General features: G+C 61.1%; 14 protein-coding genes and 1 other RNA gene. 8 read left to right on the forward strand and 7 right to left on the reverse strand.

The window, feature by feature from the left end; genetic code table 11:
- Positions 1–51: 51 nt before the first annotated feature.
- The 4 genes from WMO44_RS01240 to WMO44_RS01255 all read right to left on the reverse strand — a co-directional run bounded on the left by WMO44_RS01240 (position 52) and on the right by WMO44_RS01255 (position 2,641).
- Positions 52–429 (reverse strand): endonuclease domain-containing protein, encoded by a 378-nt coding sequence (locus WMO44_RS01240; protein WP_349151487.1) that lies wholly within the window; start codon positions 427–429, stop codon positions 52–54.
- 118 nt (positions 430–547) lie between these two features.
- The gene (locus WMO44_RS01245; protein ID WP_349151488.1) at positions 548–1,420 is read right to left on the reverse strand and encodes a bifunctional 5,10-methylenetetrahydrofolate dehydrogenase/5,10-methenyltetrahydrofolate cyclohydrolase; all 873 of its coding nucleotides are present in this window, start codon (positions 1,418–1,420) and stop codon (positions 548–550) included.
- A 10-nt stretch (positions 1,421–1,430) separates the two neighbouring features.
- Positions 1,431–2,078 (reverse strand): cyclodeaminase/cyclohydrolase family protein, encoded by a 648-nt coding sequence (locus WMO44_RS01250; RefSeq protein ID WP_349151489.1) that lies wholly within the window; start codon positions 2,076–2,078, stop codon positions 1,431–1,433.
- Positions 2,069–2,641: a 5-formyltetrahydrofolate cyclo-ligase gene (locus WMO44_RS01255; RefSeq protein ID WP_349151490.1), complete on the reverse strand. Its 573-nt coding sequence runs from the start codon at positions 2,639–2,641 to the stop codon at positions 2,069–2,071. Before WMO44_RS01255 ends, WMO44_RS01250 begins: the two co-directional genes overlap by 10 nt.
- Before the next feature lie 230 nt (positions 2,642–2,871).
- Between WMO44_RS01255 and glyA the strand changes: the two genes are divergently transcribed.
- Together glyA and WMO44_RS01265 are read left to right on the forward strand one after the other, a co-directional pair.
- Positions 2,872–4,125 (forward strand): serine hydroxymethyltransferase, encoded by a 1,254-nt coding sequence (glyA, locus tag WMO44_RS01260; RefSeq protein WP_349151491.1) that lies wholly within the window; start codon positions 2,872–2,874, stop codon positions 4,123–4,125.
- A 91-nt stretch (positions 4,126–4,216) separates the two neighbouring features.
- Positions 4,217–4,732 carry a cob(I)yrinic acid a,c-diamide adenosyltransferase gene (locus tag WMO44_RS01265; protein ID WP_349151492.1) on the forward strand — a complete coding sequence of 172 codons (516 nt, stop codon included), beginning with the start codon at positions 4,217–4,219 and terminating at the stop codon, positions 4,730–4,732.
- 52 nt (positions 4,733–4,784) lie between these two features.
- On the opposite strand, the gene WMO44_RS01270 is transcribed toward WMO44_RS01265, so the two are convergent.
- From WMO44_RS01270 to WMO44_RS01280, 3 genes are read right to left on the reverse strand one after another with little or no spacing between them, the layout of a single operon-like run.
- On the reverse strand, positions 4,785–7,274 hold the full coding sequence (locus WMO44_RS01270) for an ATP-dependent DNA helicase (protein ID WP_349151493.1): 2,490 nt from the start codon (positions 7,272–7,274) through the stop codon (positions 4,785–4,787).
- A gap of 23 nt (positions 7,275–7,297) precedes the next feature.
- On the reverse strand, positions 7,298–8,383 hold the full coding sequence (locus tag WMO44_RS01275; protein WP_349151494.1) for a hypothetical protein: 1,086 nt from the start codon (positions 8,381–8,383) through the stop codon (positions 7,298–7,300).
- Positions 8,384–8,442: 59 nt separating this feature from the next.
- On the reverse strand, positions 8,443–9,015 hold the full coding sequence (locus tag WMO44_RS01280; protein ID WP_118657751.1) for a uracil-DNA glycosylase: 573 nt from the start codon (positions 9,013–9,015) through the stop codon (positions 8,443–8,445).
- A 168-nt stretch (positions 9,016–9,183) separates the two neighbouring features.
- Between WMO44_RS01280 and WMO44_RS01285 the strand changes: the two genes are divergently transcribed.
- The 6 genes from WMO44_RS01285 (at position 9,184) to WMO44_RS01310 (ending at position 13,582) form a co-directional block, all read left to right on the forward strand.
- The gene (locus tag WMO44_RS01285) at positions 9,184–9,450 is read left to right on the forward strand and encodes a DUF4160 domain-containing protein (protein ID WP_349151495.1); all 267 of its coding nucleotides are present in this window, start codon (positions 9,184–9,186) and stop codon (positions 9,448–9,450) included.
- An 11-nt stretch (positions 9,451–9,461) separates the two neighbouring features.
- Entirely contained in the window at positions 9,462–9,719 is a 258-nt protein-coding gene (locus WMO44_RS01290) for a DUF2442 domain-containing protein (protein WP_349151496.1), read from the forward strand.
- A 251-nt stretch (positions 9,720–9,970) separates the two neighbouring features.
- Positions 9,971–10,996: a phosphate acetyltransferase gene (pta, locus tag WMO44_RS01295; RefSeq protein ID WP_349151497.1), complete on the forward strand. Its 1,026-nt coding sequence runs from the start codon at positions 9,971–9,973 to the stop codon at positions 10,994–10,996.
- A 144-nt stretch (positions 10,997–11,140) separates the two neighbouring features.
- An RNA gene (gene ffs, locus WMO44_RS01300) (signal recognition particle sRNA small type) lies at positions 11,141–11,239 on the forward strand.
- Positions 11,240–11,329: 90 nt separating this feature from the next.
- On the forward strand, positions 11,330–13,213 hold the full coding sequence (gene dnaX, locus WMO44_RS01305; RefSeq protein ID WP_349151498.1) for a DNA polymerase III subunit gamma/tau: 1,884 nt from the start codon (positions 11,330–11,332) through the stop codon (positions 13,211–13,213).
- A 30-nt stretch (positions 13,214–13,243) separates the two neighbouring features.
- Complete coding sequence (locus tag WMO44_RS01310; RefSeq protein WP_117553569.1) at positions 13,244–13,582, forward strand: YbaB/EbfC family nucleoid-associated protein; 339 nt, start codon at positions 13,244–13,246, stop codon at positions 13,580–13,582.
- Positions 13,583–13,584 lie beyond the last annotated feature (2 nt).

Below are 13,584 nucleotides of genomic sequence, written 5' to 3' on the forward strand. Positions count from 1 at the left end.
AAACCTAAAGAGAAACACCCTCAGACCTTTGCGCCTGAGGGTGTTGTTTTGTTATTCGCTTGTGGAAAGCTGTTCCATCCGTTCTTTGACGACTAAATCAATTGCCGTACAAACGCCCTGAAAATTGCGCTCGACCTCCAAGTTTGAAAAGCGCAGAACCTTTACACCATACTGCTCCAGAATAGCCGCACGCTCTTTATCGTAGATAAGCCCCTGTTCATCGTAGTGCTGAGAGCCGTCCAGCTCTACCACCAGTCTGGCGGCATGGCAGTAGAAGTCGGCAATGAAACTGCTGATGGGCTTTTGCCTTTTAAAACGAATGGGATAATCCTTCAAATAGTCATACCAGAGATGGTTTTCCTGTTTTGTTGCTTTTTTTCGTAATTCTCTGGCACGGGGAGTCAGTTTTTCTTGATACGGTAATGGCATGATGGTGCTCCTTAAAACCCCCTCAGGCGCTAACGCGCCAGCTCCCCCAAGGGGACGCCTTATGGAGGTGTGGCAAAGTTTCCGGCTGGCGCGAAAAGCCGTCCCCTTGGGGAAGGTGTCACGGCGCAGCCGTGACGGAAGGGGTAACTCCTTTGCACGCCGCCTGCACCACATGACCTACCAGTACCGAGGTGGTCACGGTGCCCACGCCGCCGGGCACGGGAGTAATGGCGTCCACCACCGGCTCTGCGGCGGCAAACTGCACGTCACCGCAGAGTTTGCCTTCCTCGTTTACATGGATGCCCACGTCCACGACCGTCTGACCTTCCCGCAGGCAGTCCGCGCCCACAGCGCCCATTTTGCCCATGGCGACCACCACGATGTCCGCCTGCCGGCACACTTCCGGCAGGTTCCGGGTGCGGGAGTTGCACAGGGTCACGGTGGCGTTTTCCCGGTCCAGCATCATGGCGGCGGGCTTGCCCACCACAAGGCTGCGCCCCACCACCACGGCACGCTTGCCGGAAAGGGGGACGCTATAATACTTCAAAATTTCCATGCAGGCCTGCGCGGTGCAGGGGGCATAGCCCAAATCGGTGTTCGTGAATACCCCGGCCAGAGAACCGTCCGTGATGCCGTCAATGTCCTTTTCCGGGCGCAGAGCGGCGCGGATGGTGCAGTCGTCGAACTGCTTGGGCAGCGGGCGGAACAGCAGACAGCCGTGGATGCCATCGTCCGTGTTCACCTCGTCCAGTACCCGGAGCAGCTGCTCCTGCGTGGCGTCGGCGGGCAGCACAAACTGCTTGACTGCGACGCCCACCTTGCCGCAGCGGGTCATTACGCCCCGCTCGTAGGAGAGGTCGTCCTCCCGCTCGCCCACCCGCACCACGGCCAGCGTGGGGGTGATGCCCTTGGCTTTCAGCTGTTCGCAGAGCGCCGCGTTGCGCTCGTTCATGGCGGCCACGACCGGCGCACCCTTTAAAATCATTGCCATATACTTCCCCTCATTTGTGATATTCTTTATTGCGGAGTTTCCCGCTGACGGCGGTGAATATTTCGTCTGCCCGGGGCACAAACTCTGTCAGCAATGCGTCTGCCCGGGCGTCCAGTGCGGCGGCGCGGGCGTGGTCTGCCATCAGTTTCGTGTTAATAAACACATTCAGGCTTGCGGCTTGCAGGGCGGCCTTGCACAGCACGGCGGCGCAGCCTGCGTCCGACACCGCCAGCACGCTGCCTTTGGCGGCATACTGCTCAGCCAGCGCGATGCCCTCGGCGCACTTTTCCATGATCTGCAGCGGCACGGCGCTTGCACCGTCCAGTGCGGCTTCCAGCACAGCGGCCTTGTGCGCGGCCTGCTCCGGGGTATCCTTGGGCAGGCCGTAGGCCGCAGCCAGCGGCGCAAAAGCATCGGCATCGGCCTGTACCAGCGCTTCCAGATCCAGCCGCAGGGCTTCAGCCCGGGCGTTCAGTGCCTGGATCTCCGCTTCCACGGCGGCGTACTTCTTTTTGCCGGTGGTCAGGCAACCCACCATGTTGCCCAGTGCCACACCGGCAGCGCCTACCAGCGCGGCAGTGCCGCCGCCGCCCGGCGTGGGCGCTTTGCTGGCAAGCTGTGCCAGAAACTGTGCGCAGCTTAAATCGTTCATTTCCATGTGTAGATACCCCTCTCTGTTACAAAGGCGTCCAGCCGCTGGTCGTGGGCGTCCACAGCGGCGCGGGGGACGCGCTGAGCTTCCAATGCGATGCCGATCTTCACCGCCCGGGTGCAGTAGGGCAGGTAGCGGTCGTAGTAGCCCTTGCCCATGCCCACCCGGCGGCAGTCTGCGTCAAAGGCGGTGCAGGGCACCAGCACCAGATCCAGCTGCTCCGGCTGCAAAAGGGTAGAGCGCTCCGGTACCGGCGTGCGGATGCCGTACTGTCCCACCGCCCAGCCGTCCGCGCTAGGCACGGCTGCGGTAAGGGCAAAGCCCTCGCCGCACACCGGATAGGCCACCGTCTTGCCCTGCCGTGCGGCCTCGGCAGCCACGGCGGCAAGGTCGGCTTCGCCCCCAAAGGCTGCGTAGAGCAAAAGGGTATGGGCGGTGCGGTAGGCGTCCAGTTCCAGCACCCGGCGGCACAGCGCCGCATTGGCGGCGGCGCGCTGCGGTGCATCCAGCGCTTTGCGGGCGGTACGGCCTGCGGCGCGCTGCGCCTGCTTTTCCTCGGCAATGGTCATACAAAACACCTCGCTTCACTTGTGGAAGAGGATACTTGAAAAATATACAAAATCGACAGCGCATTTTTATACAAACATAATAAACACTTCAGACAAAAAAAGCAAGCCTTTTGGCGAAAAGAGGATTGAAGCTGCCGCCGCTTTCTGCTATGATTATGTTACAGCAGCAAGCGCCGCGCGGGCGCTGCGCTGAGAGGACCTGCAACATTTTGTGGAGAGGGGCAAGTAAAATGTACAAGGATATGATGGACACCATCGGCATGGTCAATGCAGCCGACCCGGAACTGGGCGCAGCCATGGAGCGGGAGCTGACTCGTCAGCGCGAGAACATTGAGCTGATCGCCAGCGAGAACATCGTCTCGCCCGCCGTGATGGCAGCCATGGGCAGCGTGCTGACCAACAAGTACGCCGAGGGTCTGCCCGGCAAGCGCTACTACGGCGGCTGCGTCTATGTGGACGAGGTGGAGAATATTGCCATCCAGCGTGCCTGCCAGCTGTTCGGGGCAAAGTACGCCAACGTCCAGCCCCATTCCGGCGCACAGGCCAACCTTGCCGTGTATTTTGCCCTGCTGGAGCTGGGCGATACCGTCATGGGCATGGACCTTTCGCAGGGTGGTCACCTGACCCACGGTTCTCCGGTGAATATGTCCGGTAAAAACTACCACTTCATCTCCTACGGCGTCGGCGCAGACGGCGTGATCGACTACGTCGAACTGGAAAAGCAGGTGCGCAAGGTGCGCCCCAAGATGCTGGTGGCGGGCGCTTCTGCCTACCCCCGCGCCATCGACTTTGAAAAGCTGGCCGAGATCGCCCACGGCTACGGCGCATATCTGATGGTGGATATGGCGCACATTGCCGGTCTGGTGGCGGGCGGTCAGCACCAGAGCCCCGTACCCTACGCCGATGTGGTGACCACCACCACCCACAAGACCCTGCGCGGACCCCGCGGCGGCCTGATTCTGACCAACAATCCCATCATTGCCAAGCGCATCAACTCGGCCGTGTTCCCCGGCACGCAGGGCGGCCCGCTGGAGCACGTGATTGCAGCAAAAGCTGTCTGCTTTGGCGAGGCACTGAAGCCGGAGTTCAAGGAATATGCCCGCAAGATCGTGGAAAATGCACAGGCGCTGGCTACGGCTTTGCAGCAGCGCGGGGTCAAGCTGGTATCCGGCGGCACCGACAACCACCTGATGCTCATTGACCTGCGGGACGAGGAGTGCACCGGCAAGGACTTGGAGCAGCGTCTGGACAGCGTGCACATCACCGCCAACAAGAACACCGTCCCCGGCGAGACCCGCAGCCCCTTTGTGACCTCCGGCGTGCGTCTGGGCACCCCGGCTGTCACCACCCGCGGCATGGGCGCAGCTGAGATGCAGGTGATCGCGGACTGCATTGCAGACTGCATCTGGCACTATGCGGAAAAGAAAGACGAGATCAGCGAGCGCGTTCTGCGCCTGACACGGGAGTTCCCGCTGTACCAGTAAAAGCAACGTGTAAATAACAAGGCATCCGCAGCCGTTCTGCTGTGGGTGCCTTTTGTTACCAAAACGGGAGAGCCAAAAAAGGAGAAGAACGATGGAAAGCTTAGGCCTTTTGCATCTGTATTACGGCGACGGTAAGGGCAAGACCACAGCCGCCATGGGGCTTGCCCTGCGGGCGCTGGGCAGCGGAAAACGTGTGGTCATCGTGCAGTTTTTAAAGGGCGGGCAGAGCGGGGAGATTCCGCTGCTGGAGCAGATGGGTGCCACCGTTTACCGGGGCAAGGTCGGGCAGAAATTTGTCTTTCAGATGAACGAAGCCGAAAAGGCTGCTACCCGCGCTTTGCAAAACAAAAACCTTGCGGCGGCGCTGGCACAGCCCTGTGATCTGTTGGTGCTGGACGAAGCCGGCAGCGCGTGGGAACTGGACATGGTGGATAAAGCCCTGTTGCAGCAGGCGGTGCTGCACCGCCCCGCCGGGCAGGAGTGCGTCCTGACCGCCCACGCAGCCCCCGGGTGGATGCTGGACGCCGCAGATTACCTTACTGAGATGTGCTGCCGCCGCCACCCCTACCAGAAGGGCATCACCGCACGGAAGGGCGTGGAGTATTAAGGTTATAGCAAAAGGAGTTGTTGCGCGTAATGCAACAACTCCTTTTGCGGTTTTATGAATCCCAGAACCCTTTCAGTGCCGTTTCCAGCGCGGCGGTGCCGGGCAGATATTGGATGTGCTGCCAGTGCGGCGGGAACAGGCGGGCGGTGTCGGGCTGCGCAAAGCGGTCGTCCAAAAGCAGCACCACGCCTTTGTCCTGTGGGGTGCGCACCACCCGCCCGGAGGCTTGCAGCACCTTGTTCATGCCCGGGTAGCGGTAGGCGTAGTCGAAGCCGCAGCCGGACTGCTCCTCGTAATACCGGCGCAGCATCTCCTGCCGGGGGTTCACCTGCGGCAGCCCCACCCCTACGATGGCGCAGCCAATGAGCCGGTCGCCCACAAGGTCTACGCCCTCACCGAAGATGCCGCCCATCACGGCAAAGCCCAGCAGCGTTTTGGCGGGGCGGGGCACAAACTGCGCCAGAAACTCTGCGCGCCCGGCATCGTCCAAGCTGTGCTGCTGCACAAGGGTGGAGATGTCCGGCCAGCGGGCGGCAAAAGCCTCGTACACCTGCTGCAAATAGGCGTAGCTGGGGAAAAACGCCAGATAATTGCCGGTTTTGCCCTTTGCCAGCGCCGCCAGCGCATCGGCTACGGCGGGCACACTGGCTTCCCGCTGGCGGTAGCGGGTGGAGATGCCCGGCAGACAGAACAGCCCCAGATTTTCCGGCGGGAAGGGGCTTGGCAGCGCCACCGCCCGGGCATCGGCGCAGCCCAGCACGCTGCGGTAAAAGGCAGGCGGGGTCAATGTGGCACTGAACAGCGCCGCGCTGCGCCCTGCCGCCAGACTGGCGTCCACAAAGGGCGCGGGGTCTAAGCAGAGCAGATGCAGCTCCAGCTCGCTGCCCCGGGCGGTAAGCTGGGTGACAAAATGGCTGTCGTACCGGTCGGCGGCGCGGGCGATATCCTGCAAGGCAAAGTAGAGCTCCAGCAGCTGCGCATGGGCGGGGTCGTCAGGGTTCTGTTCCAGCCAGTCCTGCAAGGGCGTGTGCACCGACCGCAGAGCGGCGGGCAGGGCAGCAGGCAGCTGCTGCAAAAACACGGTGCCGTCCCGGGCATACAGTGGCTGCGGTAAGGCGAAATCCGGGGCGGTCTCTGCGGGCAGCAGGCTCACCTGCGTAGGCTCGGTCTCCCCGGCGGGCTCTGCACCTGTGCGGGGCGCAGCCTGTGCGCAGGCTCTGCGCGCCGCCAGAAAGACCTTATCTGCCTTGGTCAGTGCGGTTTTCAGGCTGCTTTTGCCCTTGCCCAGCGCCCGCTTTGCCTCGGTCAGGCTGCTTTTGGCAAACTGTGCCGAGTACATGGCGCGGGCTCTGTCCGGTAGGTTGTGCGCTTCGTCAATGAGGAACAGCCAGTCCCCGGCGGCATCGAAAAAGCGCTTGAGGTGTACCACCGGGTCAAACAGATAGTTGTAGTCTCCGATGACCACATCGCACCACTCGCTCAAGTCCAGCCCCAACTCAAAGGGGCACACCGAGAACTGCCGGGCGGTGTCCGCCAGCGCAGCGCGGCTGAAACTGCCGCTGCCGTCCAGCAGAGCCGCCAGCGCATCCTTGCGGCGGTCGTAGTAGCCGTTGGCAAAGGGGCACACCTCCGGCAGACAGGCGGGGTGCCCCTCGGCGTCCGGGTGCAGACAGGCCTTTTCCTTGGCGGTCAGGGTCACGCTGCGCAGGGCAAGACCGGGCTGTGCGGCACGCAGCCGCGCCACCGCGTCCTCGGCGGCAGCTTGGGTGGTGTTGCGGGCGGTCAGGTAGAACAGCTTTGCGCCGCAGCCCTCGCCCATGGCCTTTAGGGCAGGGAAGAGGGCGCTCATAGTCTTGCCGATGCCGGTGGGCGCCTGACAAAAAACGCGGGTGCCGCCCTTGCGGTCGGCGCTTTTCCCGGCGCGGCAGGCGCGGTACACCTCGCCCGCCAGCGCCCGCTGCCCGGGGCGGTACTCCGCAAAGGGAAATTGCAGCGCCGCAAGGCTCTGGCTGCGCCGGATGTCCCAGTCCAGCTGCCGCTGCGCCCACGGGGCATACTGCGTTAGGAGCTGCTGCAAAAACTGTTCCAATTGCTGCCGGGTGAACTGCCGGGTAAAGCGCAAAAGCTGGTCGGTGTCAACTTGGTAATAGGTCAGCCGCACCGCCAGCGCTTCCAGCCCCTGCTGGCTGCTGTAAATAGCGGCATACACCATGCCCTGCGCCCAGTGGCAGGGGTTCAGCTCCTCGGTGATCTCCTCATAGGGGACGGTAGTGGTCTTGATCTCGTCGATGGTCACAGTGCCGGTTTCGTTGGTGAAAATGCCGTCTGCCCGGCCCTCCAGCGTAAAGGCAATGCCGCAGGCTTCCCGCTCCGCGCTGAGGAATACCTCGGCCTGATAGCCCTCCCCGGCGGCCTTTTGCAGCTTGCGGTGGATGCGTGCGCCCTCGTTGGCGCGGTCGAAGCCGGCAAAGCGGCTGTCGATGCTGCCGGTGCGCAGCAAAAACTCCACCAGCTGCCGGATGGGCAGATGGATGCTTGCCAAGGCGTTTCACCTCCGTTTTTTCGTTATCCTACCCCGAACAACTCCATGCACTGGGCGGCTGCGGCATCCACCTGTGCAAAGTCTACGGCGGTGCGGTAGTAGGTCTCCAGTTCATCGTGGCAGCTTTTTGCCTGTGCCATCAGGGCACAGGCCTGTTCCAGCAGTTCGGCGGCGGCGCGCTCGTTGAAACGCAGCCGTGCACGGCAGGCAGAAAGGTTCTCCCGGTCCACAAAACGGCTGCACCGCACGGTCTGCGCCGCAGACAGCCGCACCGGATGCCAGCGGTTGTCGGTCAGAAATGCCAGCCGCAGGGAGGGAATGATAATGTGGTCAATTTTATCCTCCGGGTGCATGGCGCAGGGGCAGGTGATGATGTGGTAGCCCCGCGCCAGCGCCTCGGCGCGGATGAGCTCCAGCAGCAGGCGGGAGACTGCCCCGTAGTCGTCCCGGAAGAGGATGCATTTGTCTGCCAGCGCCTGCACTGTGCCCTGATAGAACACCTCGCCCTTGGGCGTGGTGGCAGAGAGCAGCCGCAGCTCTTCAGAGCCCATCTCCTCGGTGCGGGGCAACAGGCGGGTGCACAGCCGCTTGACGTAGCGGCGCACTTTTTCAAAGTTTGCACTGCACGCTTCGGCGCGGCGGCTGTCCAGCAGCAGGCTGCCCGCCGAAGCCACATACCGCGCCGCCCGGCTGCGCAGCAGCTGGTTTCGGGCGAACAGGGCGGTCACCTCGTCCTTGTGGGAGTGCAGGGCATCGGCGTCGATGGTGTGGTACAAACTCAGCACCCACTCGTCTGCGCCGGGGGCTTCCGGTTCCACCACATGGGGCGCGGTGGCGTCGATGATGGCGCGTTTCTGCCGCAGGAACACCACGCCATCCAGACTGTCGGGGTCACTGGCGCAGTGGATGCGCTGGATGGGTTCGCCTTTGTCCTGTGCGGCGCGCGCCAGCCGCTTCATCAAAGTAGACTTGCCGCAGCCCGGCCCGCTTTTGAGCAGCACCAGCTGCATCCCGGGTTCCCGGCGCAGCGGCGCAAAGTAACCCTTGAACCCGGCGGGCGTTGTAGCGCCCAAAAAGAAATCCACAGAAGGATGCACGGAACTTTCCATACAAAAACACCTCGCTTTTGCTTTACAGTATGCAAAAGCGGCGCGGTTGGTTCCTGTCCTTATTTATGATAGGTATGCTCGCACACGGCAGCAATGGTGTCCCGCAGCACGGTAAAATCCGCAAAGGCTTCAGGCTTGTTCTGAGGTTGGCGCAGCAGGGCGGCGGGGTGGAAGGTACCCATAAACAAGATGCCGCTTTTTTCAATGATCTGCCCGTGCTCCCGGGTGACGGAAAAATCCTGCCGGATCATCCGCTGGGCGGCAATGCGCCCAAGGCAGACCACGATCTTGGGCTGCAGCAGCCGGAACTGCTCCCGCAGCCACGGCATACAGGCTTCGCTCTCGGCGGGCAGCGGGTCGCGGTTCTGGGGCGGGCGGCACTTGACGATGTTGGCAATATAGCAGTTTTTGCTGCGGTCAAGGTCGATGGCAAACAGGTATTTGTCCAGCAGCTGGCCGCTGCGCCCCACAAAGGGCAGACCCTGCTCGTCCTCGCTCTGGCCGGGGCCCTCGCCCACAAACAACACCTCGGCGTCCGGCACGCCCTGCCCGAACACTACGTTCGTCCGGGTGGCGCACAGCTCGCATCGGGTGCAGGCAAGGCATTCGGCCTTTAAAGTATCCATATCCATGGAGAACATCTCCTTTAAAATCAGATTGGCGGTTTATTTGCAAATTACAACATTGTAAACTATAACACAGATTCAAGAGCACGGCAAATACCCAAAAGAGATTATCTTAGTTTCTTGAAAAAAACACCTGTGTATGATAAAATGAGCTTGAAGAAGGGAGTGGGTAAAATGCCGGTATTAAGCATATTTTATGGCATCATCGTCAGAATGTACCGAGAGCAGGGTGGAAAACACAATATGCCGCATATCCATGCGGAATATTCCGGGGAAGAGATCGTGATGACGCTGGATGGGACGATCTTGGAAGGCGGCCTTCCGAAAAACAAGCTGAAGCTGCTGGAAGCGTGGGTGGTAATACACCACGATGATCTGGAAGCGAATTGGAAGCTGTTGAGCAATGGTGAGCAGTTCTTCCGTATTGACCCTTTGAAATAAGGAGTGATCTTATGTTGCAGCCAAAATTGACCAAGGTGGAGACCGTAAGCCCCTTGAAACTACGCCTGTTCTACGAAACGGGTGAGGTGAAGCTCTTTGATGTTGCACCCTATGCAACGGGTCCATGGTACGGACAGCTGAAAGACGAAAGCTATTTCAATGCGGTGCAGCTGCTGCCCGGCGGCGTGGGTATCGAATGGCCGGAGGGGCAGGACGTTGCGCCCCACGAGCTGTATGAGAACAGCATCCTCGTAAAGAAAACTGCATGATGGAGCATCTGCCTATAGAGCCTGTGAACGACACGGGTTCTTTTTTATATTTGCAGGGGAAAATATCCCTTAAAACCAGTATGATATTTTATTCACAAATCAAATGGCGGTTTCTCCCCTAAAATATAGCACAAAAACACAATTTTGTCTTGAACTTTTTGCCGTCTGTGCTAGAATAAAGAAGAAAGGCATCCTTGTGTCCAACAGACACGGGATGCAAATTTTGGAAAGCATTTTCGGAGGTAATCACAATGGCTGATATGTTTGCACCGCTGGTAGCACAGCTGAAGGCAAATCCCAAGACGATCGTGTTCACCGAGGGCAATGACCCCCGCATTCTGGAGGCCGCAAGCAAGCTGCTGGCCGAGGGCGTGCTGAAGGTCGTTATGGTGGGCAACGAGGCAGAGTGCAAGGCTGCTGCCGCCGCCGGTAACTTTGATATTTCCGCTGCCGAGATCATCGACCCGGAGAACTACACCGGTTTCGATGAGATGGTCAGCACCATGGTGGAGCTGCGCAAGGGCAAGCAGTCCGCAGAGGAGTGCACCGCACTGCTGAAGAAGTCCAACTACTTCGGCACCATGCTGGTGAAGATGGGCAAGGCAGACTGCCTGCTGGGCGGCGCTACCTACTCCACCGCCGACACCATCCGTCCCGCTCTGCAGCTGGTCAAGACCAAGAAGGGCGCACATCTGGTGAGCTCCTGCTTTATTCTGGACCGCGACTGCGGCGAAGAGGGTCTGAAGCGCATTGCCATGGGCGACTGCGCTGTCAACATTGATTACACCGATACCGTCGATAAGGCTACCGGCGAGGTCAAGATCTCTGCTGCTTCCAAGCTGGCAGAGGTGGCTGTGGAGACTGCCCGCACCGCAAAGCTGTTCGGCATCGACCCGAAGGTGGCTGTGCTGAGCTTCTCCACCAAGGGCTCCGGCAAGGGCGGCACTGTGGCACTGAGCCACGACGCTACCATCAAGGCACAGGAGATGGATCCCGAGCTGGCAGTGGACGGCGAACTGCAGTTTGACGCAGCCGTTGCTCCCGAGGTGGCACAGGTCAAGTGCAAGGGCAGCAAGGTGGCTGGTCAGGCCAACACCTTCATCTTCCCCTGCATCGAGGCCGGCAACATCGGCTATAAGATTGCACAGCGTCTGGGCGGCTACGCTGCCTACGGCCCCATCCTGCAGGGTCTGAACGCGCCCATCAACGACCTGTCCCGCGGCTGCAATGCAGACGAGGTGTACAAGATGAGCCTGATCACCGCTTGCCAGTCTTAAACAATTTCGGCACAAACGAGGAGAAGCTTTCGGGCTTCTCCTTTTTGTTTTGCCCCTCTTGCAATCCGGCGGGGTTTATGGTACAATATCTTAGCATCCACAAGGATGTGTCGGACAGCGCCTGCTGCGTGGTTCGGCATACGGATGCGGGTCCTGTACGATGGGCTCGCTGTGAACCAGGTCAGGTGGGGAACCAAGCAGCCTTAAGCAGTGCGTTCGTGCGTTTCAGTAAGCCTGCATCCGTATGCCGAGTTACGCAAGGCGGGGACAAAACCCCGTCGAGCGCTGTCCTTTTATTTTTGCCGCAAAGGCCGGGAAAGGGGAGAAATCGCCATGTATCGTGCGCTTTATCGCAAATGGAGACCCCAGCGGTTTGAGGATGTGGTGGGGCAGCGTGCTATCGTGACCGCCCTGAAAAACCAGATTACCGCAGGGCGTGTAGGCCATGCGTATCTGTTTACCGGCGTGCGCGGCACCGGCAAGACCACCTGCGCCAAGATCTTTGCCAAGGCGGTCAACTGTCTGCACCCGGAGGGTGGCGACCCCTGCGGGAAATGCGAGATCTGCAAGGGCATCGACAACGGCAGTCTGCTGGACGTGGTGGAGATGGACGCAGCCTCCAACAACGGCGTGGACGATATCCGCGACCTGCGGGACGAGACCGCCTACACCCCCAGCGCCTGCCAGTATAAGGTGTATATCATCGACGAGGTGCACATGCTGTCCACAGCGGCCTTTAATGCGCTGCTGAAAACGCTGGAAGAGCCCCCCGCACATGTCATCTTCATTCTGGCGACCACCGAGATCCAGAAAGTGCCCGCCACCATCCTCTCCCGCTGCCAGCGGTACGATTTTACCCGCATCGGGCCGGAGGATATCGCACGGCGGGTGGAGTATATCGCCGGTGAGGAAAAGCTGGAGCTGACCTCCGACGGCGCGGAGCTGATCGCCCGTTTGGCCGATGGTGCGCTGCGCGATGCACTGTCCATTCTGGACACCTGCGCCGGCGTTACCGCCAAAATTGACGCGGACGTAGTGCGCCGCATGGCCGGTGTGACCGACCGCAGCTACCTGTTCCATATTTCGGACGCGCTGGAAGCACAGGACGCTGCCGCCGCGCTGGCACAGCTGGCGCAGCTGCGGCAGCAGTCGGTGGACGTGAAACGCCTGACCGAGGAATTGATCGCCCACTACCGCGCCCTGATGCTGGCGGCACTGCCCGGCGGGCAGGCGCTGCTGTCCGGTGTTTCGCCGGAGGAAGAGACACTGTACCTGCAAAAAGGTCCGGAGATGGGCCAGCGGGAGGCCATCCGCGCCATCCGTACTTTAGGCACGGCGCTGGAACACATGACCCGCGGCAGCGACCAGCGCATTGAGCTGGAACTGGCACTGTTCAGCCTGTCCGAGCCGCCCCAGCAGATGCAGGCGGTAACGGTGCAACCCGTCCCTGCCCGCACGGCACAGCCGGAAGCACCCCGTCCCTTTGCGGCAGCGGTGCAGCCCTTTGCCAGCGCCCCGGTGCAGCCCGCACCGGCAGCAACAGCACCACAGACCCCGGCAGCAGTAGCAGAACCTGCCCCTGCTGTGCAGGAAACACCCCCGCCCGCCGCGCCGGAAGCTCCGCCCGCCCCGGCGGAGGAGCTGCCGCCTATGCCGGAGGAACCGCCGGTACAGCAGGGCGAAGCGGCTTTGCCTTGGGACGAGCCTGCCCCGCAGGCACCGCCGCCGGAGCAGTCGGAGCCGGTCAGTCAGTCGGATCAGTCCGTCCCCGCAGAACCCGCACAGCCTGCCCCGGCAGCAGAGGAACCGCCAGCCCCGGCACAGGAGCACCCCGCCGACCCGGTGCTGACCAAGCCCCGCAGCGTGGCGCAGCAGGGCACGAACCCTTTTCCGTACTGGGGACAGATCGTGCAGAAGCTGGAAGGCATCGACCCCATGCTGTATATGTATCTGCGCAAGTCCAAGGCTTACTTTGACGGCACCCGTGTGCTGATCGACGGCGGCAAGACCTTCCGAGATTTTATCCGGGTGAACAAGGACAGCCAGAAGCTGATCAAAAAGCTGATCGCCGAGGTATCCGGCGTGCCGGTGCCCATCGGCCCCTACGAGCCCAAGGCTGCCGAAAAGACCGCCTCCAACGCAGAGCAGTCCCTTTTAGCGCTGGAAAAACTGGGGCTAGAGGTCAGCATTGAGGATACCGCCCGCAAAAAGCGATAAAAATTGTTTATAATAAAGGAGAATGCCATTATGAAAGCAAGAATGCCCGCAGGCTACGGCCGCCCCGATATGAACGCCCTGATGCGTCAGGCTCAGAAGATGCAGGAGGACATGAAGAACAAGCAGGCCGAGCTGGAAGCCGCCGAGTACACCGGCAGCGCCGCCGGTGAGATGGTGACCGTGAAGATGAACGGCAAGCATGAGGTGCTGTCCATCACCATCAAGCCCGAGGCCGTGGACCCGGACGACATCGAGATGCTGGAAGACATGGTGGCTGCTGCCATCAACGCCACCGTGAAGCAGGTGGACGAGACCGCTGAAGCCGAGATGGGCAAGCTGACCGGCGGCCTGAACATTCCGGGTCTCTGAGC

The sequence above is a fragment of the Faecalibacterium tardum genome, from assembly GCF_040096515.1.
Taxonomy (GTDB): Bacteria; Bacillota; Clostridia; order Oscillospirales; family Ruminococcaceae; genus Faecalibacterium; species Faecalibacterium tardum.

Coding starts and splice junctions, on each gene's coding strand:
- WMO44_RS01240 (WP_349151487.1), bottom strand. CDS start 429: ATGCCATTACCGTATCAAGAAAAACTGACTCCCCGTGCCAGAGAATTA.
- WMO44_RS01245 (WP_349151488.1), bottom strand. CDS start 1,420: ATGGCAATGATTTTAAAGGGTGCGCCGGTCGTGGCCGCCATGAACGAG.
- WMO44_RS01250 (WP_349151489.1), bottom strand. CDS start 2,078: ATGGAAATGAACGATTTAAGCTGCGCACAGTTTCTGGCACAGCTTGCC.
- WMO44_RS01255 (WP_349151490.1), bottom strand. CDS start 2,641: ATGACCATTGCCGAGGAAAAGCAGGCGCAGCGCGCCGCAGGCCGTACC.
- glyA (WP_349151491.1), top strand. CDS start 2,872: ATGTACAAGGATATGATGGACACCATCGGCATGGTCAATGCAGCCGAC.
- WMO44_RS01265 (WP_349151492.1), top strand. CDS start 4,217: ATGGAAAGCTTAGGCCTTTTGCATCTGTATTACGGCGACGGTAAGGGC.
- WMO44_RS01275 (WP_349151494.1), bottom strand. CDS start 8,383: ATGGAAAGTTCCGTGCATCCTTCTGTGGATTTCTTTTTGGGCGCTACA.
- WMO44_RS01280 (WP_118657751.1), bottom strand. CDS start 9,015: ATGGATATGGATACTTTAAAGGCCGAATGCCTTGCCTGCACCCGATGC.
- WMO44_RS01285 (WP_349151495.1), top strand. CDS start 9,184: ATGCCGGTATTAAGCATATTTTATGGCATCATCGTCAGAATGTACCGA.
- WMO44_RS01290 (WP_349151496.1), top strand. CDS start 9,462: ATGTTGCAGCCAAAATTGACCAAGGTGGAGACCGTAAGCCCCTTGAAA.
- pta (WP_349151497.1), top strand. CDS start 9,971: ATGGCTGATATGTTTGCACCGCTGGTAGCACAGCTGAAGGCAAATCCC.
- dnaX (WP_349151498.1), top strand. CDS start 11,330: ATGTATCGTGCGCTTTATCGCAAATGGAGACCCCAGCGGTTTGAGGAT.
- WMO44_RS01310 (WP_117553569.1), top strand. CDS start 13,244: ATGAAAGCAAGAATGCCCGCAGGCTACGGCCGCCCCGATATGAACGCC.